Origin of the sequence: Limnohabitans sp. Jir72 (assembly GCF_003063575.1) — a bacterium.
Classification (GTDB): domain Bacteria; phylum Pseudomonadota; class Gammaproteobacteria; order Burkholderiales; family Burkholderiaceae_C; genus Limnohabitans_A.
This window is the reverse complement of sequence record NZ_NESC01000008.1, coordinates 1-23,969: the sequence shown is the minus strand read 5'-3', so window position 1 is coordinate 23,969 and position 23,969 is coordinate 1. Positions and strand designations below refer to the sequence as shown.

General features: G+C 58.0%; 24 protein-coding genes and 1 tRNA gene. 6 read left to right on the top strand and 19 right to left on the bottom strand.

Annotated elements, in window-relative coordinates; translation table 11 throughout:
- Window positions 1–15: 15 nt before the first annotated feature.
- The 8 genes from B9Z52_RS12210 to B9Z52_RS12175 all read right to left on the bottom strand — a co-directional run bounded on the left by B9Z52_RS12210 (window position 16) and on the right by B9Z52_RS12175 (window position 9,117).
- Window positions 16–2,217 carry an iron ABC transporter permease gene (locus B9Z52_RS12210; RefSeq protein WP_108414141.1) on the bottom strand — a complete coding sequence of 734 codons (2,202 nt, stop codon included), beginning with the start codon at window positions 2,215–2,217 and terminating at the stop codon, window positions 16–18.
- Between the two features lie 13 nt (window positions 2,218–2,230).
- Window positions 2,231–3,247 (bottom strand): ABC transporter substrate-binding protein, encoded by a 1,017-nt coding sequence (locus tag B9Z52_RS12205; RefSeq protein WP_108414140.1) that lies wholly within the window; start codon window positions 3,245–3,247, stop codon window positions 2,231–2,233.
- Between the two features lie 73 nt (window positions 3,248–3,320).
- A complete protein-coding gene (locus B9Z52_RS12200; protein ID WP_108414139.1) occupies window positions 3,321–4,187 on the bottom strand; it encodes an alpha/beta fold hydrolase in 867 nt (288 codons plus the stop codon).
- Between the two features lie 7 nt (window positions 4,188–4,194).
- Entirely contained in the window at window positions 4,195–5,286 is a 1,092-nt protein-coding gene (locus B9Z52_RS12195; RefSeq protein ID WP_108414138.1) for a branched-chain amino acid ABC transporter permease, read from the bottom strand.
- 10 nt (window positions 5,287–5,296) lie between these two features.
- The gene (locus B9Z52_RS12190) at window positions 5,297–6,286 is read right to left on the bottom strand and encodes a branched-chain amino acid ABC transporter permease (protein ID WP_369907918.1); all 990 of its coding nucleotides are present in this window, start codon (window positions 6,284–6,286) and stop codon (window positions 5,297–5,299) included.
- Window positions 6,287–6,291: 5 nt separating this feature from the next.
- Complete coding sequence (locus tag B9Z52_RS12185; protein ID WP_108414276.1) at window positions 6,292–7,017, bottom strand: ABC transporter ATP-binding protein; 726 nt, start codon at window positions 7,015–7,017, stop codon at window positions 6,292–6,294.
- A gap of 11 nt (window positions 7,018–7,028) precedes the next feature.
- Window positions 7,029–7,793 (bottom strand): ABC transporter ATP-binding protein, encoded by a 765-nt coding sequence (locus B9Z52_RS12180; RefSeq protein WP_108414136.1) that lies wholly within the window; start codon window positions 7,791–7,793, stop codon window positions 7,029–7,031.
- Window positions 7,794–7,929: 136 nt separating this feature from the next.
- Window positions 7,930–9,117, bottom strand: coding sequence for a substrate-binding domain-containing protein (locus B9Z52_RS12175; RefSeq protein ID WP_108414275.1), 1,188 nt, complete (start codon window positions 9,115–9,117; stop codon window positions 7,930–7,932).
- Between the two features lie 291 nt (window positions 9,118–9,408).
- Between B9Z52_RS12175 and B9Z52_RS12170 the strand changes: the two genes are divergently transcribed.
- Window positions 9,409–10,047 carry a response regulator transcription factor gene (locus tag B9Z52_RS12170; RefSeq protein ID WP_108414135.1) on the top strand — a complete coding sequence of 213 codons (639 nt, stop codon included), beginning with the start codon at window positions 9,409–9,411 and terminating at the stop codon, window positions 10,045–10,047.
- Here B9Z52_RS12170 and B9Z52_RS12165 read toward each other — a convergent pair.
- From B9Z52_RS12165 to B9Z52_RS12155, 3 genes are all read right to left on the bottom strand, one after another.
- Complete coding sequence (locus B9Z52_RS12165; protein ID WP_108414134.1) at window positions 10,040–10,867, bottom strand: ABC transporter substrate-binding protein; 828 nt, start codon at window positions 10,865–10,867, stop codon at window positions 10,040–10,042. The two genes, B9Z52_RS12170 and B9Z52_RS12165, sit on opposite strands and share 8 nt — an antisense overlap.
- Window positions 10,860–11,231 (bottom strand): hypothetical protein, encoded by a 372-nt coding sequence (locus B9Z52_RS12160; protein ID WP_108414133.1) that lies wholly within the window; start codon window positions 11,229–11,231, stop codon window positions 10,860–10,862. Before B9Z52_RS12160 ends, B9Z52_RS12165 begins: the two co-directional genes overlap by 8 nt.
- Window positions 11,232–11,650: 419 nt before the next feature.
- Window positions 11,651–13,822, bottom strand: a complete 2,172-nt coding sequence (locus tag B9Z52_RS12155) for an Ig-like domain-containing protein (RefSeq protein WP_146182852.1) — start codon at window positions 13,820–13,822, stop codon at window positions 11,651–11,653.
- A 111-nt stretch (window positions 13,823–13,933) separates the two neighbouring features.
- Between B9Z52_RS12155 and B9Z52_RS17685 the strand changes: the two genes are divergently transcribed.
- Window positions 13,934–14,200, top strand: coding sequence for a hypothetical protein (locus B9Z52_RS17685; RefSeq protein ID WP_146182851.1), 267 nt, complete (start codon window positions 13,934–13,936; stop codon window positions 14,198–14,200).
- 20 nt (window positions 14,201–14,220) lie between these two features.
- Here B9Z52_RS17685 and B9Z52_RS12150 read toward each other — a convergent pair whose 3' ends face one another.
- The 7 genes from B9Z52_RS12150 to cysS form a co-directional block, all read right to left on the bottom strand.
- On the bottom strand, window positions 14,221–15,213 hold the full coding sequence (locus B9Z52_RS12150; RefSeq protein WP_158270562.1) for an OmpA family protein: 993 nt from the start codon (window positions 15,211–15,213) through the stop codon (window positions 14,221–14,223).
- 285 nt (window positions 15,214–15,498) lie between these two features.
- Window positions 15,499–15,591: transfer RNA gene (locus tag B9Z52_RS12145), tRNA-Ser, on the bottom strand.
- A gap of 18 nt (window positions 15,592–15,609) precedes the next feature.
- Window positions 15,610–16,872 (bottom strand): aspartate kinase, encoded by a 1,263-nt coding sequence (locus tag B9Z52_RS12140; protein WP_108414130.1) that lies wholly within the window; start codon window positions 16,870–16,872, stop codon window positions 15,610–15,612.
- Between the two features lie 107 nt (window positions 16,873–16,979).
- Window positions 16,980–17,924, bottom strand: coding sequence for a tRNA lysidine(34) synthetase TilS (gene tilS / locus B9Z52_RS12135; RefSeq protein ID WP_108414129.1), 945 nt, complete (start codon window positions 17,922–17,924; stop codon window positions 16,980–16,982).
- Window positions 17,925–17,956: 32 nt separating this feature from the next.
- Window positions 17,957–18,931: an acetyl-CoA carboxylase carboxyltransferase subunit alpha gene (locus tag B9Z52_RS12130; RefSeq protein ID WP_108414128.1), complete on the bottom strand. Its 975-nt coding sequence runs from the start codon at window positions 18,929–18,931 to the stop codon at window positions 17,957–17,959.
- A gap of 46 nt (window positions 18,932–18,977) precedes the next feature.
- Entirely contained in the window at window positions 18,978–19,637 is a 660-nt protein-coding gene (locus B9Z52_RS12125; RefSeq protein WP_233251947.1) for a DNA-3-methyladenine glycosylase, read from the bottom strand.
- Window positions 19,634–21,019, bottom strand: coding sequence for a cysteine--tRNA ligase (gene cysS / locus B9Z52_RS12120; protein ID WP_108414127.1), 1,386 nt, complete (start codon window positions 21,017–21,019; stop codon window positions 19,634–19,636). Before cysS ends, B9Z52_RS12125 begins: the two co-directional genes overlap by 4 nt.
- A 228-nt stretch (window positions 21,020–21,247) precedes the next feature.
- On the opposite strand from cysS, the gene B9Z52_RS12115 reads away from it, so the two are divergent.
- From B9Z52_RS12115 to B9Z52_RS12100, 4 genes are read left to right on the top strand one after another with little or no spacing between them, the layout of a single operon-like run.
- Window positions 21,248–21,757 (top strand): tetratricopeptide repeat protein, encoded by a 510-nt coding sequence (locus B9Z52_RS12115; RefSeq protein ID WP_108414126.1) that lies wholly within the window; start codon window positions 21,248–21,250, stop codon window positions 21,755–21,757.
- Window positions 21,758–21,776: 19 nt separating this feature from the next.
- Entirely contained in the window at window positions 21,777–22,466 is a 690-nt protein-coding gene (locus B9Z52_RS12110) for a peptidylprolyl isomerase (protein ID WP_108414125.1), read from the top strand.
- Window positions 22,467–22,469: 3 nt separating this feature from the next.
- Complete coding sequence (locus B9Z52_RS12105) at window positions 22,470–22,976, top strand: peptidylprolyl isomerase (RefSeq protein WP_108414124.1); 507 nt, start codon at window positions 22,470–22,472, stop codon at window positions 22,974–22,976.
- A gap of 13 nt (window positions 22,977–22,989) precedes the next feature.
- Window positions 22,990–23,766, top strand: coding sequence for a UDP-2,3-diacylglucosamine diphosphatase (locus B9Z52_RS12100; RefSeq protein ID WP_108414123.1), 777 nt, complete (start codon window positions 22,990–22,992; stop codon window positions 23,764–23,766).
- Between the two features lie 71 nt (window positions 23,767–23,837).
- Here B9Z52_RS12100 and B9Z52_RS12095 read toward each other — a convergent pair.
- Window positions 23,838–23,969, bottom strand: a 132-nt coding sequence (locus B9Z52_RS12095) for an IS3 family transposase (protein WP_146182808.1), incomplete at its 5' end; no start/stop codon positions are given.

Sequence of the window (23,969 nt, the reverse complement as noted above, 5' to 3'; positions counted from 1 at the left end):
TGTTGAATCCTTGTCTCAAGCCGGTGTGACCACAGTGGCCCGCCGCCCCAACTGCCGCTGGCCCACCAGCTTTTGAATGCCCCAGGTGATGGCCGACATGAGCACCATGAGCACCGTGCAATACGCCAGCGCCACGCCATAGTCGCCATTGCCCACGCGGCCAATGATGTAGGTGGTGGCCAGCTCGTATTGCGCCGTGACCAGAAAGATCACCGCCGACACCGTCGTCATGGAGCGCACAAAGCTGTACACCAACGCCGCCACCAGCGCGGGCTTGAGCAGCGGCAACACCACCCGGCGCAGCGTGGTCAGCGTGCTGGCCCGCAGCATTTGAGAGGCTTCGTCGAGAGACCGGTCCAGCTGCTTGAAGGCCGCCGTGCCCGCCCGCACGCCCACCGGCAAGTTGCGGAACACGAAACACAACACGATGACCAAGCCAGTGCCGGTCAGCTCTACCGGCGGCACATTGAAGGCCAAGATGTAGCTCACGCCCAGCACCGTGCCCGGAATGGCGAAGGTCAGCAGTGCAGAAAACTCGAACGCTGCCTTACCCCGAAACTCGGTGCGGGCCAGCAGCCAGGCCATGAGCAAGCCCACGCCCGCGCAAATGGGTGCGGCCATGGCCGAGAGGCTGAGCGTGGTGAAGAGTGACTTCCAGGCCGTGCCGGCAAACACCCAGCCAAACTCGCCCATCTGCACATCGAACGCGGTTTTGAAGTGCGCCAGTGTGAAGGTGAAGTCACGCCCCCAGGTCTGCACAAAGCCGCCTGCAAAGGCAAACAGGTACACCACCACGGTGAACAAGAGCCACGGCCCCGCCACGCTGCGGCACACGCGCAGCACCGCAGGCGGCAAGGCCATGGCCACGCCCGCATCGCCCTTGCCAGAGACGGTGGTAAAGCTGCTGCCCGAGAGCACCTGGCGCTGCACCAAAAACACCGCCAGCGCAAAGGCCGTGAGCACCAGAGCCAAAGCTGCGGCCATGCCCGGGTCCAGTGCTGCGCCCACGATGGCAAAGAAGATTTCGGTGGACAGCACCGCGTACTGCCCACCCAAAATGATCGGGTTGCCAAAGTCGGCCATGCTCTCGATGAAGCCCACCAAAAACGCATTGGCCAGACCGGGCTTGAGCAGGGGCAGCGTCACCGTCCAGAAGGTTTGCATGCGGCTGGCGCGCAGGGTTTGTGCGGCCTCCTCCATGCTCGGGCTCACGCCCTGCACCACGCCGCGCATGATCATGAAGGCGATGGGCGTGAAGGCGAACATCTGCGCCAGCCAGATGCCAAACACGCCATAAAACCAGCGCCCGGGCTCGATCCCGAAGGCCCACTCCAAGCCTTGGTTGAACAGGCCGGCACGACCAAACAACAGAATCAAGCCCAGCCCCACCACAAAGGGCGGCGTGATGATGGGCAGCATGGCCAAAATATTGAGCGGTTTGGACAATCGCGTGCCGCCCCGTTCAGCCCACAAGGCCAGCAAAGTGCCCATGACGGTGGTGCCGGTGGCGGTGATGAAGGCCAGCCACAAGGTGTTCCAGGCCACGCCACAGCGCCCCTCGCCCTGCACGCAGCCCAGGCCCCACACGCGTTCGGTGGCCACGCGGTCCAGCAGGTGCACCCAGGCATAAGCGCCCGCATCGTCCACCCAAGCGGCCACCAAGGAGCGCAGCACCGGGTAGACCACAAACAGCGCCAGCAGCGCCGTGCAGCCGACCACCGCCACGGCCACAAACACATCGCCCCGAAAACCGCCCAAACGCGCCAGCGCAGCACCAAAAAGCACCAACAAACTGAGCAGGACCACGGCAGCGCCCCAGCCCATGCCGTATTGGCCGGTGGGCAAGGCGCCCCAAACGGATTCCAGCGATGCAAAGGCCCAGCCTGTAGCCCCAATGGCAAAGCCACTGGCCAGCAGGCCCAACAGGCCGATCAAGCTGCCGACCAGCAGCAGACGGCCTTGTGCGCGGGCAGGCCAAGGCCGCGCCACGGCCGCACCGCACACCAACAAGCCCGCCAGACCCGACCACAACCAGGGGCGGCCATGCTGCAGCGCTTGCGCGGCGGCGCTGGCCGTTTCAGCGCCCGCCCAGATGCCGGGCAGTGCCTCGGCCAAAGACATTTGTTGCAGGAAATACCAAGGCAGCAGCGCAAAGCCGAGCAGGCCGAACACGACCCACCCTTGCAAAGCCCGCTGCAAACGCAACGCAGGATTCATCTCAGGCTTTCACTCAACGGGGCAGCGAATTGACGTCTTTTTCCCAGCGCTGGATCAGGCGTTTGCGCTCGGCCGTCTGCCCGTATTTGGCGTAGTCGTAGTTGATCATCTTGATCTTGCGGAAGTCCGGCACACGCGGGTCCACCTTGGCCTCTTTGTGCGAAGGCAGCTGAAACTGCAAGGTGGCCGCAGCCAGTTCTTGTGCCGCCGGGGTCAAGGCCCACTCGTAAAACTTCTTGGCTGCCTCTAAGTTACGGCTGCCGCGCACGATGGACATGGAGCCTATCTCGGCTCCCGTGCCGTCGGCCGGGGTGATGGTTTCAATGGGAAAGCCCTGGGCTTTTTCTCCGGGGCCGTCGTGCACAAAGCTGATGGACACTGCCGTCTCGCCCCGCGCCACAGCCTTGATGGGGCCGGTGCCCGAGCGGGTGTAGGTGCCAATGTTTTTGTGCAAACCCTTGAGGTACTCAAAGGCTTTGTCTTCACCCATCAGCTGCACCAAGGTGGCGATCATGGTGTAAGCCGTGCCACTCGACGCCGGGTTGGCCGACTGGATCTCGCCTTTGTATTCGGGCTTGAGCAAGTCCCCCCAAGTCTTGGGCACGGGCAGTTTTTTCTTCGCCAGCAGCTCGGTGTTGTAGCCAAAGCCCAGCGGGCCGGAATAAATGCCCACTGTTTTATAGCCCGACTGCGCGGCTTGCTTTTGAGCCCAGTCGTGCAGCTTGGGCAGCGTGGGCGATTTGTATTCGAGACTCAGATTTTGTTCGGCCGCTTGCAAGTGCGGATCGCCCGTGCCACCAAACCAGATGTCGGTCTTGGGGTTGGCTTTTTCAGCGGCCAACTGGGCAATCGCTTCGCCCGAGCCTTTGGCCGTCATGTTGACCTTGATGCCCTGGCTTTTCTCGAACGTGACGGCGATCATGCTGCACCAAGCCGCCTGGGCCGAGCAGATGATGTTCACTTCGCGGTTTTGGGCTTGTGCACCTGTGGTCAACAAGACCAAAACAGGCGCAAATTTCAGAATATTCATGGGTCAAGTTCCACTGATGGTTTGAGCCATTTTCTCTGCAAAACCGCAGCTCAGACAGCGTGAAAACCCATGTTCAAAGAGCGCCAATGAACTCGGTCACCCATTCCAACTGCTGCAACACATTCAGGGCGGGCGCATGACCGCATCCGGGCACTTCAATGATTTTGAGCAAGCCCAGGGCACCCGGTCCACGGCGGCGCATCTCGTTGACGGTTTCGGGCAACACCAGATCGGATTCCGCCCCGCGCAACAGCAAGACGGGCAATTTCAAAGCATCGTAGTGCGGCCAGATCAAATAGTCGTTGGGGTGCGCCGTGAACTGGGCCACCATGGCCGGGTCGTAGTGCGGCGTGACGCGGCCGTCGGGCAAGCGGCGGGTGGACGTTTCGGCCAGGCGTCGCCATTGCGCGTCGCTCAGCCAACCATAGGGTTTGTAGACCTGGCGCAAAAACGCTTCGAGTTCGGTCACGGTGGCAAAAGCCGGGGGCGTGCCCGCATAGGCCTTGATGCGGTCGATGGCCGCTTGCGCCAGTTCAGGGGCGTTGTCGTTGAGCGTGAGGCTCAGGATGCGGTGCTTCAAAGTCGGCTCAACCAGACCCGCCGCGCACAGCGTGCCGATCGCACCGCCCATGGACGTGCCCACCCAGTGCACGGCGCGCAGTTGCAGACCGTCCATCAGTTCGCGGGCGATGCGGGCATAAAAGGCCAGGCAATACTCCTGCTCAGGGGCGCTGCTCCACTGCGACAGACCACGGCCCACCGTGTCGGGGCAGATCACGCGCCAGCCCCGAGCGCTCAAGTGCGCGGCCAGCTCGTCCATGTCGCGGCCTGTGCGGGCCAGGCCGTGCCAGGCGATGACCGTGCCTTTTTCGGCCTTGCCCCAGTCTGTGTAGTGGATTTCAAGCCCAGCGCAGGTGATGTAGTTCGATGTGAAAGTCATATCCACCTCAAGCCTGTTTCGTCGAAGCCAATGCCCGCAGTGCGGCCCGGCTGCGCAAGCGCCCCACCACCCCGGTCGGGAAGTAATAGACCGACAGCACAAAGAGCAGTCCCAGCCACAGCAGCCAACGGTCGGGCGAGAGCAGCGACGACAGCAAAGGCACGGCAGCCGTGGCCTCGCTGGTCAGTCGCAGCAAATCTTGCAAATAGCTTTGCGCCAACAAGAACAGCACCGAGCCGATGGCCGCACCATAGATGGTGCCCATGCCGCCAATCACCACGATCAACAACACGTCCATCATGATTTCAAAGCTCAGCGAGGTGTCCGGCCCGTTGTAGCGCAACCAAAGCGCCAGCATGGCACCGGCCACACAGGCGTAGAGCGCAGACAGCACGCTCGACAGCGTGCGGTACACCACCACGCGGTAGCCAATGGCCTCTGCGCGAAACTCGTTTTCGCGAATGGCTTGCAGCACGCGGCCAAAGGGCGAGTTGACGATGCGCAGCAGCGACAAGAGCATGCCCACGGCCAAAAAAAACAACAGGTAGTAACAAAGCAGGCGGCCATCCAGCGACACGCCCAGGAAAGGCTCTTCGCTGAACTCGGTGCTGGGCAAAAGCAGCTCAGGCAGCTTGAAGCTCAGGCCGTCTTCACCACCAGTGAAGTCTGAAAGCTGAGACGCCAAGGTTTGAAAGGCCGCCGCCACGGCCAACGTGATCATGGCGAAAAAGATCGCCCGCACGCGCAGCGAAAACAAACCAATGGCCAGTGACAGCACCAGCGTGAGCGCCAATGACAGCGCAAAGCCAGCGGCCAATGCGCCCCAGGTCGGTCCCCAGGTGTTGGACGAGATGGCGATGCCATAGGCCCCGATGCCAAAGAACATGGTGTGCGCAAAGCTCACGATGCCGGTGTAGCCCAAGAGCAGGTCAAAGCCCGCCACCAGCACCACAAAAATCAGCACCTTGGCCGCAACCGACAAGGCCTTGACACCCGGGAACAGGAAAGGCGCAAAAGCCAAACCCAGCAAGGTGAGGACCAGCAAGACGGCCAGCAGTCGGCTGCGGGGCTGGTCATTGGAAATCAAACGATTGAGCATGTCCTGACTTTCAACGGTTGGCCACGGGATAGACACCCTGCGGACGCCACAACAACACACCCGCCATCAGCGCGATGTTGGAAAACAGCGCCAGCTTGGGCGCCAGAAAGCCGGTGTAGTTGGCCATCAGACCCACCAGCAAGGCACCGATCAGCGCACCACCCGTGGAGCCCAGCCCGCCGATGATGATGACGATGAAGATCAACACGTTGACCTGCGCCCCCATCTGCGGCACCACGTTTTGCTGGTACAGGCCCCACATGACACCGCCCAGCCCGGCCAGCGCGCTGCCCACCACAAACACGCCCACAAACAGGCGGCGGATGCGGTAGCCCAGCGACTCGACCATCTCGCGGTCTTGCACACCCGCGCGAATGAGCAGGCCGATCTTGGTGCGGCCCAGCACCCACATTTGCGCGGCGAAGACGGCCAGGCCCACAGCCACGGCCAGCAAGCGGTACTTTTCTATCGCAGCGTCCCCCCAGAGCACCGAGCCACGCATGGCTTCGGGCAAAGGCAAGGCAATCTGCAGCGGGCCCCAAATCACCTTGATGAGTTCTTCGCCAATGATCATGCCGCCCATGGTGATCAGGATCTGCTTGAGGTGCTGGCCATACACAGGCCGCACGATGAAACGCTCAAACGCCAAGCCCACCGCGGCGGCCACGGCCATCGCGATCAACATGGCAGGCAGCACCGCCACCATGTTGCGCCACCACTCGCCCGAGCCGGTCCAGTCGCCCATGGCGCCCAGCACGCTGGTGGCTACAAAAGCGCCCAGCGCAATGAACAGTCCGTGGCCAAAATTCAGCACGTCCATCAGGCCAAACACCAGCGTCAGGCCCGAGGCCATGATGAAGATGATCATGCCCATGGCCAGGCCCGCCACGGTGAGGGTGAGCCAGGTCGAACCTGAGCCGATCAGCGGAAATGCCAGCAAAGCCAGCACCGGCACCAGCAGCAAGGGGCGCACATCCAGATCGCCGAAGAGTTTGTTCATGGTGCTCATAAAGCCAGTCCCAACAAGGATTGCTGCAAAGCCGTGTCTTCGGCCAGCGCCTGCATGTGGCCCGCGTGCACCACGCGGCCGTTGTCCATCACGGCCACGGTATCGCCCAGTTGTTGGGCGAAGTGGATGTTTTGCTCCACCAGCAAGATGGTCACGCCGCTGGCCTTGAGCTGCTGAAAGGCCTCGATCATGTTTTGGATGATGGCCGGGGCCAAGCCCTTGCTGGGCTCGTCGATGATCAGCAAATCACGTGGCTCCACAATAGCCCGCGAGACGGCCAGCATCTGCTTTTGTCCGCCAGACAATTTGCCCGCCGGGTGGTTCCAAAACTTTTCCACCGCCGGAAAGAGTTTAAAAATCCACTGCAGCCGCGCCTCGTCCATCTGCGATGCATTCTGTGCGCTGCGAGCGGCCAGCAGCATGTTTTCTTTCACGGTCAGGTCCGAGAAGATGCCCATGTTTTCCGGCACATAGGCGATGTTTTTTTGGGCAATGGCGGGCGTGTTGAGTGCCGTGATGTCTTCACCGCCAAAGGTGATTCGCCCTTGCGAGGCTTGCCACAGGCCCATGATGGTGCGCAGCGTGGTGGTCTTGCCGGCGCCGTTGCGCCCCAGCAGCATGGTCAGCTCGCCACGCGGCACGACCAGGTCGACCCCGTGCAGGATGTGGTAAGCCCCAATGTGCGTGTGCACGCCGTCGAGGGTCAGCAAATTTGTGTTCATGTCAGGCTTGTTCATGCGGCCACCTTCGCTTTGCCCAAATAAGCCTCTTGCACGATGGGCGAAGCAATCACCTCGTTCGGCTCGCCATCGGCCACCAACTGGCCGTTGTGCAGCACGATGATGCGATCGGCCAGCTCGCGCACCACGTCCATCTTGTGTTCGACCAGCAAGATGGTTTTGGTTTTGTCTTTTTTGAGCTGGCGAATCAGGTCGAGGATCACCGGTGCTTCGTCATGGCTCATGCCTGCGGTGGGCTCGTCGAACATGTAAACCGAAGGCTCCAGCGCCATCAACAACGCCACCTCCAGCTTGCGCTGGTCGCCGTGCGGCAGGCTGGCCACCGGAGCGTCTTGCTGTGCGGTCATCGACACGGATTGCAAAATCTCCAAAGCGCGATTCGTCAAAGCCGCGTGGTCGCTCCAGATGCTCCACAGGTTCAGGCCCCGGCGGTGTGCGCCCTCTTTGGTGGCCTGCACGGCCAGGCGCACGTTTTCCAGCACCGACAAATTAGGAAACAAATTGGTCAACTGAAACGCCCGGCCCAAACCTGCGCGGGTGCGTGCGGATGCGGGCAAACCCGTCAGCTCGCGCCCGTTCAGGTGTACCGTGCCATCGGTCGCAGGCAGCTGCCCCGAGATCAGGTTGAAGTACGTCGTTTTGCCCGCCCCGTTGGGGCCAACGATGGCCGTGAGCGTGCCGGGTTCAAAGCGGCACGAGACCGCATTCACGGCCACATGACCGCCAAACCGCACGGTCAGGTTTTGGGTTTCAAGCATGAGATCAGTTCAAAAAATGGGCGAACCCGTCAATGCAAAAGAACGTGATTTTTTGTAGGTCGGAGCTTCAGCTCCGACACAGACCTTTGCTCAACCTGCATGTCGGGGCTGAAGCCACCGACCTACATTGAGACCATCAACGTTTGTTGCGGATCGGCACATTCATCTCTTCGGGCTTGATCTCGCGGATCAGCTCGGGCACGCCCCAGGCAAAAGCGGGGTCGATCTTGATCTTGAAGTGGTACATGCTCTGCATGGCCTGGTGGTCTTCCTTGCGGAAGGTCATCTTGCCCTTGGGCGTGTCAAAGCTCATGCCTTCCAGGGTGCTGATGAGCTTGTTGGTGTTGGTGTCACCGTTGGTCTTTTTGAGGGCTGTGACCAAGGCCATGGCCGACGAGAAGCCGCCAGCGGTGAAGAAGTCTGGCGGTGTCTTGAACTGTTGGTAGTGCGAGGCCACCATGGCGTCGTTGACCGGGTTCTTGGGCATGCCGAAGTAATAGTAGGCCGCGCCTTCCATGCCGGGGAACTGCTTGTAAGCCACCATGGCGGGCAGGATGTTGCCACCTGTGGCGATCTCGATGCCGTAGCGCTTCAAGTCCATGTCGGCAATCTTGAAGGGGTTGCCACCGGCCCAGATGATGAAAATGATTTTGCGGCCGGGCAAACCCTTGAGCTTGTCGATCATGCGCTGCGCACCGGCCGTGAAGTCGGTGGTGGCGGGCGGCAGGTACTCTTCGTGCACCAGCCTGGATTTTTTCAACGCCTCCTTGAAGGCCTTGACCCCGTCACGGCCAAAAGCCGAGTCTTGCGCCATGGTGACAATGCTCACGCCCTCTTTGTCCACCGCCACGGCGTTGGCAATCGCGTCCTGGCTGCTGTTGCGGCCGGTGCGGAAGATGTATTTGTTCCACTTGTCACCGGTGATGGAGTCGGCCACAGCGGGCTCGACCAGCAAAATCTTTTTGTACTCTTCGGCCACGGGCAGCATGGCCAGGGCCACGGGCGAGGCGGTCGGGCCGACAGCCAGGTCCACTTTGTCGTCGCCATAAGCGGCGGCCAACAGGTTTTTGCCCAGGTCTGGCTTGCCCTGGTCGTCTTTTTCGATCACCACAATATTGCGGCCAGCCACTTCCATGGTGCCGCCGGTGGCATAGCTCAGGCCCATCATCAAACCGGTCTGGGTCTGTTTGCCGTAGGCCTCCAGCGGACCGGTCTTGCTGTAGATGTGGGCGATCTTGATGTCTTTGCCCTGGGCCATGGCGGCGGGGGCCAGCAAGGCACAAGTGCTCAATGCGGCCAGAGAAATGAGGTGTCGACGGATCATGCGGGGCTCCTGATGAATGGTGTTGCCCATCATCTTTGCACAAGCCATGCCAGACTGGTAGTCCCCAACGCGATGGCCGAAAGTCCCTGCGCCACAGCCTTGTCGCAGGACAGGCCACCATCGCAGCGCAACGGCTTCAGCGCATGACCGCGCCAAAGTTGGGCGCTCTTAAATCATTGATAAAAAAGCACCCAAAGATAGATTCTTTAGAATTAACTTAAAGAAACCATTATCATATTGCGTACTCCAACTGGCGTACGTGTAGCAACACGCCATCAAACACCGTACTTTATGAATTTCGATGATTTCAGAGGCCATATTTACCTGATCGATGATGATCCATCCATTTGCAGAAGTCTTGCATTCAGTCTCAGCTCGTCTCACTATTCTGTTCAAACTTTTGACGGGCCTCGCGCCTTTTTGAAAGACTCTCTGCCCATCTCTCCTGCCGTGATTTTGTTGGACATGCGCATGCCTGAGATGACTGGCATTGAGCTGCAAAACAAGCTTTTGCTCAGTGGACGAGAAACTCCCATCATTTTCATCAGTGGAGAGAGTCTGGCAACCGAGATCATCGAAGCGATGAAACGTGGTGCCATTGACTTCTTGCTGAAACCGTTCAGCATGGGTGCACTCATCGTTACCATTGAGAATGGTCTGAAAAGAGACCGTGATCGCCAAAACAACTTGGTCAGGCACATGGACGTCAGCCAACGCTTTAATAGATTGACCGATAAGGAACAAGAAATATGCCGCCTGATCATCAAGGGCTACGGGAACAAGGAAATTGCGGAGCTCAATGGCTCAGCACCTTCAACTGTGAAACTGCATCGCAGCCGCGTATTGGACAAAATGGGCTGCGCAAATCTGCCAGAGTTGATCCAACTGACGGTAGATGACAAACACAAACTGATTGAAATTTTCAACTAGACATGGCATGACCCATGCGTGCACGACTCACGTCGTAACCAAACCATTTCTCTGAAATCACCTTGAATGAACCATCGCCAAGCATGGTTTTGACGGCGTCTGACAACTTCGCTTGCATGTCTCGCTGTCCTTTGCGAACCGCCAGACCCACGGGGATCGGCGAAGCAAATGGTGCGGTCACTTTGACAGGCAGGGTGTCACGCTCGATGTAATACTCTGCGATCAAGTTTTCTTCAAGAACCACATCCAGTTTTTTATCTGCCAAATCCTTCAACGCGTCTTCAATGCGCGCGTAAGCCATAACCGACTTGCCCAAGGCACCTCGAGCCTGGTCTTCTATGCCAGTTTTGGCCAAGACACCCAGCTTCTTGCCAACCAAATCATCCAAACTCAAAAAGTCACGGTTGTCGTCCTCATGCTGGATGCTTGTTAACTGAATGGATGCGTAAGAAGGCCGCACAAAGTCAAACTCCCGCCGATTTTCTGGCGTGGTCAACAGTTGATTGCCAATCCAGTCAATTTGGCCTGCGCGCAACTTTTGTGAGAGTGTTGCCATACCCTCAGGGACACGCACCAGATTCACGCCCATGATCGTGCACAGTCGCTGCATCACATCCAGATCAAAACCCTTGAGCGTGCCGTCACGGTCACTGAAACTGAAAGGCGGGTAATGGCTCAAAAACCCAACGGCTACAGAACCCGTCGATTGAGCAAATGCTTTCGGAACTTGATGAGAAGAAACAAACGCAGCAACGGCTTGTACGACCCAGCGTCGTCGACTGATCGGGCGTGTCAGAGGTGCTTTTTCAGAATCAGTCATGAAAGCTCCCCTCAAAACAATGTCTCAATTCATGCCCCAGATAGTTGTAGCCAGTCTCCTGCGGCGTGACGATGGTGCACTCCTTGCGACGAGTATTCCAAAAAGCGCACGCCATCGGGCGCGATGTGGGCGTCACGGGTATGCCCGTGATTCGTGCGCAATATTCATAGCCATCTTGCCTGACCAAATATTTGATTTTAGGTTCGGGAATGATCCGGTTGGGTATTTGTCCTGGCACGAATCGAACCTGATCAACCGCCGGCGGCTGAAAGGTTTGACAAGCCGTCAAAACCATGACGAGGGCCGCCACAACGGCGCCCCGCCAACAACGCAAAAGGTACCGAAAAAGTGAATGCAAGGCCATGTCATTGCCCCTGCATGCAGTGCACAAGCAAATGACCCAGTTGCGAATGGGTCGTACTGTTTGTGGTCACGATGGTGCAAGTGGAGGACTTGCGGTGCCAGTAAACACAACCATCTTGCCTAGAGTGATACCCGTCCTTGGGCTGCGCTTGCTCACAAAATGTTTGCGCATCGGGCTTGACCAACCAACTGACGACGGGCTCCGCTATCTGCCGCTGCGCTGCGCTTGGTGGATTAAACAAGGTGAAATCGAGCAAAGCATCGGCACGCACAGCCGAACACCCAAAGGCAAGCCCCAGGAACCATGATCCAAGAACTGGGATAGGCATTGATGTGCGCATGGATTTGATTAAACCCAATGGTGATTCTTAAATATTTGTCATGGCGCAATAAATGTGCAGAACAATTTACCGCTTCTCATCAAACGATGGTTACTTTAACGTTCTGATCGATCAACAAATCAACTTGCAAACCTAGAGCATTGCCTGAATAGTGGGTGTAAGTGTGTCCACTGTCCGTCAGGGTTTCATGCGCAGTCCAACCTGCAGGGTTGCCCAAATTGTTGGTCAAACGCACCTGATCCCCGGTGAGATCGCCATCAATTTTGAATTGCGGGTGAACCCCAAGATTGAGCTTTAACACGTCGAGAACGCCGTGATTGAGGACATCAAGCAAGTCCACATTGAGTTTATTGAACTGACCATCTGCCAGGCTGATGGTCTTGATGCTTTGAGTGGTGACGTTGCCGATGTAAAGACTGCTATCCGAGTTGGCAAGCAATCCGCTCACACTCAAGTTACTGGGGGTACCCGATGAATTCAGATTGGTATAGCCGACACTTGAACTTGTAATGGTGGTTGGGTTGCCTACCGCATACACGTTCATGTTGCCGGCGTTGTCCGCCAGTTCAAAACTACCCGACACGTTGGCACCATTCGGGTAATGTATGGAGGCTGCACCAGCAGCGACCTTCCACATGCCCTGAGGATCACTCTTGTAGGCAAAATTTTCTGTTGTGACTTTAAAAGAATCGTACTGTAAAGACACGTCTCCAACAATTTGGGTGTCCACCAGCGCACTGTCATTCGCCAATGCAGTGGCGTTGCCATAAGGATCTTTGAGGACCGCGGTCACATTCAAAGTCCCGCCCTCAGTTGGCAGACTCCAACCGGAACTCATCACCCTCCCGGCGTTGACAGCGGCTGCATCCAAAGTCACCTGCTTGCTGGTGTTGGTCGCTGAATCATTGAAAGTGATGATGTCGCCCACTGCCACAAAGTTCTTGTCAAAAGTGGCGGTCAGGCTTGTGGTGGTGGACTTATTGGTGCCGCCGATTTCGGTGAAGTTGATCGCACCATCATTCCCGGCGTCCAGGTCAATGGTCAAGCCCACCGCAACGCCACCATTGGGCGCTGTCGTATCCAGCTTGGCGGCATCCATTGCCGTCTGGGTGGCATTGGCCGCCGGATCTTTCAGAACTGCGGTGACATTCAGCGTGGCACCTTCAGCGGGCAAGTTCCACCCGGCACTGGTGACTTTGCCCTGTGTCAGGTCTGCTGCAGTCAAGGTAACCGACTTGGTGGTGGTGCCATCACTGAAGGTCACGGTGTCACCCGCATTCACTTTGGTCGGGTCAAAGCTTGCCGTCAGGCTTGTGGTCTTAGCGGCACCTTTATCGCTGGCGTTGATCGTGCCGTCATTACCGACATCCAAGTCAATGGTCAGACCCACCGCCGCGCCGCCGTTGGGGACCGCGGTGTCCAGCACCGCATTGTCTAAAGTCACCGGCGACACATTGCCAGCCAGATCCTTGACTGTTGCAGTGATGTTCAAAGCTTGACCTTCTGCCGTGGGCAGCGGCCAACCTGTGCTCACAACTTTGCCCGTACCGATGTCGGCATCCGTGAGGGTCAGGGTCTTCGTATTTGTGCCGTCCGACAAAGTGATGACATCGCCTGCCACCATTTTGGCTTTGTCCAGCAACGCAGTGATGCTTGTCGTAGTGCCCAATGCTTTTTCAGCGGCATTGATGTACCCGTCGTTGTTGGCATCAGCATCGATCAGCGCAGTCACTGCGGCCGCCCGGGTATCCACCGTAAATGGCGTGCCGTCAGCTGTACTGCTGTTGCTAGCAGCATCCGTCACCTTGATCACAGGGGTGTATAGGGTACCTTTTGTGTCTACAGATGCATCCACCAAGTCATTGGGTACCTGCAAGGTGTAATTGCCATTCGCATCGAGTGACGTGGGCTTGTAGGGGCCTGTGAGTTTGCCTGCCGCGTCACGAAATGACACCTCCACGGCAGCGCCAGCCTCAGCTTTTCCAATGATCGTGGGCTTGGTGATGTTGGTGATGTTGTCTTTAGCGCCTGAATCACTGGCAGCCGCCAGAGCGCCCGTCTGCCCTGATGGTGGCGTTGTATCCGCCACACCGCCCTTGCCTGCACCTGCCGCAGCAGCGGCCACAGCACCAGCCCCCAGCAGCCACGGACTGAACAAGCCCGCAGCCAGCACACCGACCGCCGCACCGGCCGGCGCAACTTCTGCGCCCCCCAAAGCCATGCCCACCAACTGACCAGAGTCAGCCAGCATGGGCACACTGGCCATGCCTGAAGCGCTTTCAGGGATGTATTCGTAAAACTTGCCTGACTCCGTCTCACCAACCAAGCCGTTGTAGCCTTCTTGACTGACTTTGTAATAGTCTTGAATGACCAAGTCAGAGGTCGTACTGCCTTCAAAGCTGACCTTGAGGTCTTTGCCTTGGCGAGTGGCGCGGATGTTCTCTGGTGCAAAGCCCGTTTCTGGATCAATCAGTTGGTATCGAGCGCCAGCGACCGCATTCACGGTCACCGGCTGACCTTTGGCACCAGCCTGTGGAACGTCCAAAGCTTTGGCATCTTTACCCTGATTGATCTTGATTTGGTATGTCTTTGTCATTGTGAAGGCCCTTTAACAAGTAGCAAGAAATGAAATGGCTTGGATTTAAAACATCAGTTTCGAATGCCAAAAACGACCACCTCAACACGACGATTGGGGGCATGACATTGTTTGTTTTTGGGTGTGGGTTGGTTAGCGCAATCTGTTTTCGCCAATTCAGCGGCACCCCGGCCTTCGGTTTGCATGCCTTTGGTCGGATGGACACCACCAAGACGAATTTGCTCAGCCACAGTCATGGCCCTGTCTTCGGAAAGCTTGCGATTGAGTTTCACAGGGCCAATCGCATCGGTATAGCCAATCACTCGGATACGCTCAACCACGCGGTAATCCATTTTGACTTTGTGAAGCATGATTTCAATAGCGTTGTAACCTGCAGCCCTCATTTCGGCCTTGCCGAACTCAAACAAGGCATCTGTTTCCAGTGCAAATTTTTGCTCCGGCTTGGGTTTTTCTGCAGGCGTAGGCGCTGCAGCCACATTGATCTCATCCATACACTCCCTGACGCTCTTCGCACGCGACACCGTGTGAATTTGTCTGCGAATGTTTGTCAACTCTTTTTGAGCCACCGTTGCAGGCACTGCCTGCAAAATGGGTGGAGCGTAGGTCGTCTCTTGCAGACGCAGGTAAATGGTTTTGCCCGCATCAAACTGCAAGCGCTGGCCAGCGTCTTGCTTACCCAAATGCTGGCGACTGGCGTCATCAAGCACGGATTGAACCGCCATGGCCCCTGGAACCACGCAGGTCTCTGAAAATCCGCCTCGCAGCAAAGATGTGTGATAACGGCCATCCAAGTAAATGTTGACCGGATGTGGTGCCAGCACCGACGTCGGACGGTAGAAAAACACCTTGCTCAGTTGGGCGCTGACGGGCTTAGTCGAGGCGAACAATTCACCATAAGCCTCAATACTCACGGAACTGCCAGCGGTCGCAGCATTGTCTTTGCTGACTTGAGCATATGAGGCCGCAGCAAACATGAGCGACAGGGCAACGATCAACTTCAAACACTGCAGGGTACGAACTGCAATATGAGAATCCCACTTTGTCATAACTTTTTTCCTCATCCTTTGTTTAGTAACAAAGACTTAACGCGCATTTTTAAAAACTTGATGAGGTATCTTGCTTGAATTATTTGGTTTTAGAATCCACCAAAGAGACTATACAAAAACAACAAAAATATTAATCTTATGGTTGAGCAGCCATGTTGGCTTTCCCAGATCATGGGCGACCTGCGCAGCGTACCCAGATCGTTCTAGATTGACCTTCTGTGATCACAGCAAAAACAAAGCGCAAAAGAAAAAACCCCGTAAGTCAAAGACTTACGGGGTTTATCTTGGCGGAAACGGAGGGATTCGAACCCTCGATGAGGCTCTACACCCCATACTCCCTTAGCAGGGGAGCACCTTCGGCCACTCGGTCACGTTTCCAGTGGGTCAAATTATAGCTTACGCTTGATCCAGATCGAAGGCTTTGTGCAAAGCACGCACGGCCAATTCCATGTATTTTTCATCGATCACGACCGAGGTCTTGATTTCGGATGTGGAGATCATCTGGATGTTGATGCCCTCTTCGCTCAAGCTGCGGAACATCTTGCTGGCCACGCCCACATGGCTGCGCATGCCGATACCGACGATCGACACTTTGCAGATCTTGGCGTCGCCGCTGACTTCTGTGGCGCCCAGACCGGGCAGGACTTTCTCCTTGAGCAAGTCGATGGTCTTGGCGTAGTCATTGCGGTGCACAGTGAAGCTGAAGTCGGTTTTGCCGTCTTTGCTCAGGTTCTGGATGATCACGTCCACTTCGATGTTGGCGTCCGCCACGGCGCCCAAAATTTGGTACGCAATGCCGGGCTTGTCAGGCACGCCCAACACGGAAATTTTGGCTTCGTCGCGGTTGAAAGCGATGCCGGAAACGACGGCTTGTTCCATTTGTTCGTCTTCCTCAAAAGTGATCAGGGTGCCAGAGGCGGCTTCTTCGTTGATGTCGATGTCCCAGGGCGTGAAGCTCGAAAGCACGCGCATGGGCACTTTGTATTTGCCTGCAAATTCGACCGAGCGGATTTGCAAGACCTTGGAGCCGAGCGATGCCATCTCCAGCATCTCTTCAAAGCTCACGGTCTGCAAGCGACGCGCTTCGGGCACCACGCGGGGGTCGGTGGTGTACACGCCGTCCACGTCGGTGTAGATCAGGCACTCGTCAGCCTTGAGGGCTGCAGCCACTGCCACGGCCGAGGTGTCGGAGCCGCCACGGCCCAAGGTGGTGATGTTGCCTTGCTCGTCCACACCCTGAAAGCCGGTGATGATCACGACTTTGCCCGCGTTCAAATCGCCGCGCACACGCACATCGTCGATCGACTCGATGCGGGCTTTGGTGAAAGCGCTGTTGGTCTTGATGGGCACTTGCCAGCCCGCGTAACTGACCGAAGGCTGGCCTTCGGATTGCAGGGCAATCGCCAGCAAGGCCGACGACGCTTGTTCGCCGGTCGAGGCCAACATGTCCAGCTCGCGGCTGTAAGAGGTGTCGGGTTTGGCGGGTGCCAATTCCTTGGCCAGGCCCAGCAAGCGATTGGTCTCGCCGCTCATGGCGCTGGGCACCACCACGATCTGGTGGCCGGCACGCGTCCATTTGGCCACGCGCTTGGCGACATTGCGGATGCGCTCGGTCGAGCCCATCGAGGTGCCGCCGTATTTGTGAACGATCAAAGCCATGTGTAGTTCTGATGAGGGGAAATTTGCGCTGAAATGACTTCCAGCAAAGCCCTAGATTGTAGCAATCGCTCAACCCACGCCGGGCGTTGCGGCGCAAGGCGCCATCGTCAGCGTGGCGACCAGCTGAGCACGGTGCCTTGGCGAAGCACATGGCCCTGCCCCACTTTGAGGTGTAGGCGGTGGCCTCGGGTGTTGCAGTCGGCCACTTGATCGAGCAGCTCGTTCAGCTGCGCAGTAGACGGCGTGGTGGCGTGAATGGTGCGCAGCCAATGGCGCAAAACCAGCGCCTGCCGTGCTCGGCTCAATGCTTGCAAGGCGGTGATCCGCGGCGGGATACCCACATGGGCCAAGTCATGGGCTGCGACCTCATCGAGCACCTCTTGGGCTTGCGCAGCATGGGCGGCACTGCGGGCAAAGGTGTCTCGAAAGGCCGGAAAAGCCTCTGCCAGGACAGGCAACAGGCGGGCGCGGATGCGGTTGCGGGTGAATTGTTCGTTGCTGTTGGTCGGGTCTTCCACCCAGGCTTGCCCGCGTTCGCCCAGCCAGTCGCGCAAGGCGGCACCGGGCACAGTCAAAAAGGGGCGGTGCCAGTTGAGCCCGCTGCGTTGCCACTGTGCGGGCATGCTGGCCAAGCCGGGCAAGCCTGCACCTCGCGACAGGGCAATCAGCAAGGTTTCGACCTGATCGTCGGCATGCTGGGCCACGGCCACATCACGCACATCGGGCCATTCGGTTTGCACAGACTCGGCCAAGGCTGCATACCGGGCCTGTCTGGCCGCGTCTTCGGGGCTTTGCCCGGGGGCGTGACCGGCCTGCACATGGCACACCAACAATGGCACACCCAAATCTTCACACATTGCGCGGCAATGCGCTGCGAAGTCATCGGCGGCGTGTTGCAAACCGTGGTGGATGTGCACCGCCCTCACCTGTCCGGGCCAACGCTGCACGCAGGCCAGCAGCAAGGCTGTGGAATCGGCACCGCCGCTCAGGGCCACCGCAAAAGGAAGGCCCGGGCAGAAATCAGCCAGGGCCTGGTCGAGGTTTTGCGACATGTGCGAAGGCCTTGCGGCTCGCCTGTTGGGTTTTACTTGCCCGCTTTGGTGTCGGTGAAACGTCCGTAGCTGTTCAGGCGCTCATAGCGACGCTCTTGCAACTCTTTGGGCTTGAGGTCGGCCAATTGACGCCAGGCATCGCCCAGCGCACGTTTGAGCAAAGAGATCATTTGTTCATGATCGCGGTGTGCACCGCCCACAGGCTCGCTGACGATCTTGTCGATCACATTCAAAGCCTTCAGACGATGGGCCGTGATACCCAATGCCTCAGCAGCCACTTCGGCTTTTTCGCCGGTTTTCCACAGAATCGAAGCGCAACCCTCGGGGCTGATCACGGAATACACCGAGTACTGCAGCATCAGCACCTGATCGGCCACCGAGATGGCCAAGGCACCGCCCGAGCCGCCTTCGCCGATGATGGTGGTGATGATCGGCACTTCGAGCTGGGCCATTTCAAAAATATTGCGGCCAATGGCTTCGGACTGGCCGCGCTCTTCGGCGTCGATGCCGGGGTAAGCGCCGGGCGTGTCCACAAAGGTGAACACAGGCAGCTTGAACTTCTCGGCCGTCTTCATCAGGCGCAAGGCCTTGCGATAGCCCTCGGGCTTGCTCATGCCAAAGTTGCGCAAGGTGCGCTCTTTGGTGTCGCGGCCTTTTTGGTGGCCCAGCACCATGCAGGCCTGCCCATTGAAACGGGCCAAACCGCCCACGATGGACAGGTCGTCTGCAAAGTGGCGGTCACCGTGCATTTCCACAAAGTCCGTGAAGATGCCGTTGATGTAGTCCAGTGTGTACGGACGCTCGGGGTGACGCGAAATTTTGGTGACCTGCCAAGGGGTCAGGTCGCTGTAGATGTCTTTGGTCAGTTGCTGGCTTTTCTTGCTCAGCTGATCAATTTCCGAGGTGATGTCCACCGCGGATTCACTTTGCACATAGCGCAGCTCTTCGATCTTGGCTTCGAGTTCGGCAACGGGTTGCTCAAAGTCGAGAAATGTTCTTTTGGCCAAGTTTTACTCCTCTGTTCATCAGCGGGCGGACAGGTGTGTCCAGCCCTCAATACGCCACCGGAACCGGGTCCAGCGAGCGCCAAATATACCAAGTTGCCACCGTGCAATACGGACTCCAGGCCTGAGCCACCTCACGGGCATCGCTGCGGCTGACCGGCTCGCCCGAGAAATAGTTGCTGCTGATGCCGTTGATCAGGCCTACATCGTCAAGCGGCAACACGTTAGGCCGCATCAGGTGGAAGATCAAGAACATCTCGGCCGTCCAGCGGCCAATGCCGCGAATGGCAACCAACTCGTCGATGATGGCCTCGTCGTCCATGGCCTGCCAATCCTTGACATGCACCGCGCCATTGCTGAAATGCAGGGCCAGATCGACCAGGTATTCCACCTTGCGAACCGACAGACCGGCTGCGCGCATGTCGTCCACCTTGAGCTTGAGCACCGCCGCAGGCGTGAGCTTTTTGGTCAACAGAGAGAACTTGTCCCACACCGACTGCGCCGCTTTGACCGAGATTTGCTGACCCACAATCGAGCGAGCCAAGGTCACAAAGGCATCGCCGCGCGTCTCCAAAATGGCGTTGCCAAATTGGGGGATCAGCTTTTTCATGACCCGGTCTTTTTTGGCCAAGTGCGCGCAGGCCAGCGCCCAGTATTCGGGCGTGACAGGAACCACGTCTTTGGGAACTTCTTTGGACGCCACGCTCACTGCGCCGCCTCCCAAGTGGTGCCCGTGGCCGAGTCCTTGAGCACGATGCCCTGCGCCAGCAGCTCGTTGCGAATGCGGTCGGCCTCGGCAAAGTTCTTGGCTTTTTTGGCGTCCGCACGGGCCTGAATTTGGGCCTGAATGGCGGCGTCATCCAAGCCCGCACCAGACTGCAGATACGTGGTGGGATCGGTTTGCAACAAACCCAGCAAGCCCCCCAGCGCCTTGAGCAAGCCAGAACGCTCGGCCGACTGGCTGCGGTTGACCTCGCTGGCCAGCTCGAACAGAACGGCCACCGCATCGGGCGTGCCAAAGTCTTCGTCCATGGCCGCTTTGAAGCGCGCGGCCATCGGATCAGCCCAGTCGATGGTCACATCGGCCGGCGGCACGGCCTGCAAGGCGGTGTACAGGCGCTTCAAGGCGCCTTTGGCGTCGTTCAAATGCACATCGCTGTAGTTCAGCGGGCTGCGGTAATGGCTGCGCACCACAAAAAATCGCACAGTTTCGGCATCAAACGACTTGAGCACATCACGGATGGTGAAGAAATTGCCCAGGCTCTTGGACATTTTTTCGTTGTCCACATTGATGAAGCCGTTGTGCATCCATGTGCGGGCAAAGGGCTGACCGCTGGCACCTTCGCTTTGGGCGATCTCGTTTTCGTGGTGCGGGAACTGCAAATCGGCACCGCCGCCGTGGATGTCAAAGGTCTGGCCCAACAACTCGCAGGCCATGGCCGAGCACTCGATGTGCCAGCCGGGACGGCCCGAGCCAAAAGCACTGTCCCATTTGCAATCGGCAGGCTCGGTGGGCTTGGCGCTTTTCCAAAGCACAAAGTCCAGCGGATCGTGTTTGCCACCCGCGTCGGTGTTCACGGCCACGCGCTCACCGGCATTCAACTCGTCCAGTGATTTGCCGGACAACTTGCCATAACCAGGGAACTTGCGCACGGCGTAGTTCACATCGCCATTGCCCGCGCGGTAAGCCAGCCCTTTTTGCTCCAGCGTGCCGATCATCGACAGCATTTGCGGCACAAAGTCGGTGGCGCGGGGTTCGTGCTGGGGTCGCTCAATGCCCAAGGCATCGGCATCCTGGTGCAGTGCATCGATCATCCGGTCGGTCAAGTTGCGGATGGTCTCGCCGTTTTCCAGGGCACGCTTGATGATCTTGTCGTCGATGTCGGTGATGTTGCGAACGTAGGTCACCTTCAGGCCACTGGCCTTGAGCCAGCGCTGCACCACGTCGAACGCGATCATCGAGCGGGCATGGCCCAGATGGCACAGGTCGTACACCGTCATGCCACACACGTACATGCGCACATGGCCTGGCTCGGCAGGCGTGAACTCGGATACCGCACGGGTGAGTGTGTTGAAAATGCGCAGACTCATGTCAAATCAGGAAACATTCAAAGAAACAAAAAAACGCCATGCCGCGCCAAGAAGCGCAGCCAAATCAATACAGGAAATCGGTCACAAAGGCGGCTGTCGCACACATGGACAGCGGGGAGAGCTGGCGAGTCCGAAAAAAAGGCCTCCGCTACAATGGACCTCAGTATAGCCCCGTCAGGCCTGCCCTTGTGGGCCAAAACCTCCCCCAGACCCGATACCCATTGCCGCATGCGCCTTCTCATTTCGTTCGCTTTGTCTTGCGCCCTGATGGTCCTCAGTGCGGGTGCACGGGCAGACATTTACAGCGATGTGAACCGACTGATCCAGGGTGGCCAACTGGAAAAAGCCCGCCAACAGGTCGACCAACGCCTGAACACCGCCCCCACCGACCCGCAAATGCGTTTGCTGCTCAGCCGCATCCAGGACGCACAAGGCCAAACCCAGGCCGCCATGGACACCTTGCAGGCCCTGACCCAATCGTTTCCCGAACTGGCTGAGCCACACAACAACCTGGCCGTTTTGCTGGCCCGAGAAAACCGCCACACCGATGCCTTGGTTTCGCTGCAAGCGGCCATTCAAGCACGTCCTGACTACGCCATCGCACTGGAAAACATGGGCGATGTGTATGCCACACTGGCCAGCAATGCTTACGCCAAAGCCTTGCAGATCATCCCCCAACAACGCCGCATCTTGAACAAGCAGCTGAGCATCGATCAAATGCTCAAGGCTACCCCTTGAACATCACTTTTATACGCCCATGAACACTTCACGCTTTATTGCCGCTTGCACCCTCCTGGCATCCCTGAGCACCGGTTTGCTCTTTCCTCCGAGCGCACATGCACAGAGCAATGGCATCAGCAAAGTTCGCATCAGCACCTCAATGGGTGACATTGAAGCCGAGCTTTACGCAGACAAGGCTCCGCGCACCGTGGCCAACTTTTTGCAATACGTTAATGACAAGCACTACGATGGCACGGTCTTTCACCGCGTGATTTCAAGCTTCATGGTGCAAGGTGGTGGTTACGACGCCAAATACCAGCAAAAGCCCACACGTGCGCCCATCGAACACGAAGGCCGCAAGGCCCTGGCTGCCGGTCTGAAAAACACCACCGGCACTTTGGCCATGGCCCGCACGGGTGACCCGCATTCGGCGTCATCGCAGTTTTTCATCAACGTTGTGGACAACGCTTTTCTGGACCCCACCCCCATCCCCGATGGCGACCCGGTGGCCAAGTTTGAATACCAAGGCCGCGTCTACGAAAACGTTGCTCGCTCACAACTGGTCAACGCACCACAGCTGTTTGGCTACACCGTTTTTGGCAAAGTCACGTCCGGCATGGACGTGGTCCAAAAAATCAGGTCCACCCCGACTGGTGCGGGTGGTCCTTTTCCTTCCGACGTTCCCAAAACGCCGGTCCTCATTCAATCCGTTACTTTGTTGAAATAAACCATGAGCAACCCCCAAGTAGAACTGCACATCACCGGCTACGGCGTCATCACGCTCGAACTGGACGCTGAGAAAGCCCCCAAGTCCACCGCCAACTTCCTGGCTTATGTGAACAAGGGTCACTACAACAACACGATTTTTCACCGTGTGATCCCTGGCTTCATGGTCCAAGGCGGCGGCTTTGAACCCGGTATGTCGCAAAAGCCCACCGATGCCACCATCGAGAACGAAGCGAACAACGGTCTGAAAAACAACGAGTACACCGTGGCCATGGCCCGCACCTCAGCCCCTCACTCGGCTTCGTCACAGTTCTTCATCAACGTGGCGGACAACGGCTTCCTGAACCACACTGCGCCTTCGATGCAGGGCTGGGGTTACGCCGTGTTCGGCAAAGTGGTCAAGGGCACCGAAGTGGTGGACCAGATCAAAGGCGTGAAAACCGGCAACCGCGGCGGCCACGGTGACGTGCCCAAAGAAGACGTGGTGATCGAAAAGGCTGTCGCCCTGTAAGGCCAGCCCTGCCATGAACGCGCTGCCTCAGACGCCGCCCATCGGCCAACTGCAAGCACCCGCGTCATGGCAAGTTGTGGACCTGATCTCGGACCTGCACCTGCAAGCATACGAGCAGGCTACTTTTGAGGCGTGGCGCCATCACATGGCCACCACACCCGCCCAGGCCGTGTTGATTCTGGGAGATTTGTTTGAAGTCTGGGTGGGCGACGATGCCGTGGCCCACGACCCTTTTTTGCAGCAATGCGCTGACGTCTTGCGCCAGACCGCACAGCGCTGCCATGTGGCCTTCATGCCCGGCAACCGGGACTTTCTGGTGGGCACCGAATTTTTAACCGACTGCGGCGTTCAAGCCCTGATCGACCCGACCCTTTTGAATTGGGGCCAACAACGCATTTTGCTCAGCCATGGCGACGCCCTGTGCCTGGACGACACCGACTACCAAGTCTTTCGCCAACAAGTGCGATCAGCGCCATGGCAAGCCGAGTTTCTGGCCAAGCCCTTGAACGAGCGTCTGGCCTTGGCGCGGTCCATGCGTGCGCAAAGCACTGCCCAAAAAGATGCCGGTATGGTCTACGCCGATGCCGATACCGCACTCAGCCTGCAGTGGCTCCATGCTGCTGGGGCCGATCGGCTGGTCCATGGGCACACCCACCGCCCAGCAGACCACCCTCTGGGCTCGGCCACGCGGCAGGTGCTCAGCGACTGGTCACTCGACCACGCCCCCCTTCGGGCCGAAACTCTGCGACTGCATGCGGATGGGCGATCCGAACGCTTGCGTTTGAGCTGACACAAGCGACACCCACAAAAAAGCCGCTCCATTGAACTGACCCCAATAAGTTGGACGGTTTAAAAAGCTGATTAGGCCATAGAGGGCTGAGTTCTGTACTGCACAGGACTCAGCCCTTTTAGTTTGATCTTGATCCGATCGTTGTTGTAGTAGTGGATGTACTCCTTCAAGCCCATCTCAAGCTCTTTCACATTCTCGAATTT

Coding starts and splice junctions, on each gene's coding strand:
- B9Z52_RS12210 (WP_108414141.1), bottom strand. CDS start 2,217: ATGAATCCTGCGTTGCGTTTGCAGCGGGCTTTGCAAGGGTGGGTCGTG.
- B9Z52_RS12205 (WP_108414140.1), bottom strand. CDS start 3,247: ATGAATATTCTGAAATTTGCGCCTGTTTTGGTCTTGTTGACCACAGGT.
- B9Z52_RS12200 (WP_108414139.1), bottom strand. CDS start 4,187: ATGACTTTCACATCGAACTACATCACCTGCGCTGGGCTTGAAATCCAC.
- B9Z52_RS12195 (WP_108414138.1), bottom strand. CDS start 5,286: ATGCTCAATCGTTTGATTTCCAATGACCAGCCCCGCAGCCGACTGCTG.
- B9Z52_RS12190 (WP_369907918.1), bottom strand. CDS start 6,286: ATGAACAAACTCTTCGGCGATCTGGATGTGCGCCCCTTGCTGCTGGTG.
- B9Z52_RS12185 (WP_108414276.1), bottom strand. CDS start 7,017: ATGAACACAAATTTGCTGACCCTCGACGGCGTGCACACGCACATTGGG.
- B9Z52_RS12180 (WP_108414136.1), bottom strand. CDS start 7,793: ATGCTTGAAACCCAAAACCTGACCGTGCGGTTTGGCGGTCATGTGGCC.
- B9Z52_RS12175 (WP_108414275.1), bottom strand. CDS start 9,117: ATGATCCGTCGACACCTCATTTCTCTGGCCGCATTGAGCACTTGTGCC.
- B9Z52_RS12170 (WP_108414135.1), top strand. CDS start 9,409: ATGAATTTCGATGATTTCAGAGGCCATATTTACCTGATCGATGATGAT.
- B9Z52_RS12165 (WP_108414134.1), bottom strand. CDS start 10,867: ATGACTGATTCTGAAAAAGCACCTCTGACACGCCCGATCAGTCGACGA.
- B9Z52_RS12160 (WP_108414133.1), bottom strand. CDS start 11,231: ATGGCCTTGCATTCACTTTTTCGGTACCTTTTGCGTTGTTGGCGGGGC.
- B9Z52_RS12155 (WP_146182852.1), bottom strand. CDS start 13,822: ATGCTGGCTGACTCTGGTCAGTTGGTGGGCATGGCTTTGGGGGGCGCA.
- B9Z52_RS12150 (WP_158270562.1), bottom strand. CDS start 15,213: ATGACAAAGTGGGATTCTCATATTGCAGTTCGTACCCTGCAGTGTTTG.
- B9Z52_RS12140 (WP_108414130.1), bottom strand. CDS start 16,872: ATGGCTTTGATCGTTCACAAATACGGCGGCACCTCGATGGGCTCGACC.
- tilS (WP_108414129.1), bottom strand. CDS start 17,924: ATGTCGCAAAACCTCGACCAGGCCCTGGCTGATTTCTGCCCGGGCCTT.
- cysS (WP_108414127.1), bottom strand. CDS start 21,019: ATGAGTCTGCGCATTTTCAACACACTCACCCGTGCGGTATCCGAGTTC.
- B9Z52_RS12115 (WP_108414126.1), top strand. CDS start 21,248: ATGCGCCTTCTCATTTCGTTCGCTTTGTCTTGCGCCCTGATGGTCCTC.
- B9Z52_RS12110 (WP_108414125.1), top strand. CDS start 21,777: ATGAACACTTCACGCTTTATTGCCGCTTGCACCCTCCTGGCATCCCTG.
- B9Z52_RS12105 (WP_108414124.1), top strand. CDS start 22,470: ATGAGCAACCCCCAAGTAGAACTGCACATCACCGGCTACGGCGTCATC.
- B9Z52_RS12100 (WP_108414123.1), top strand. CDS start 22,990: ATGAACGCGCTGCCTCAGACGCCGCCCATCGGCCAACTGCAAGCACCC.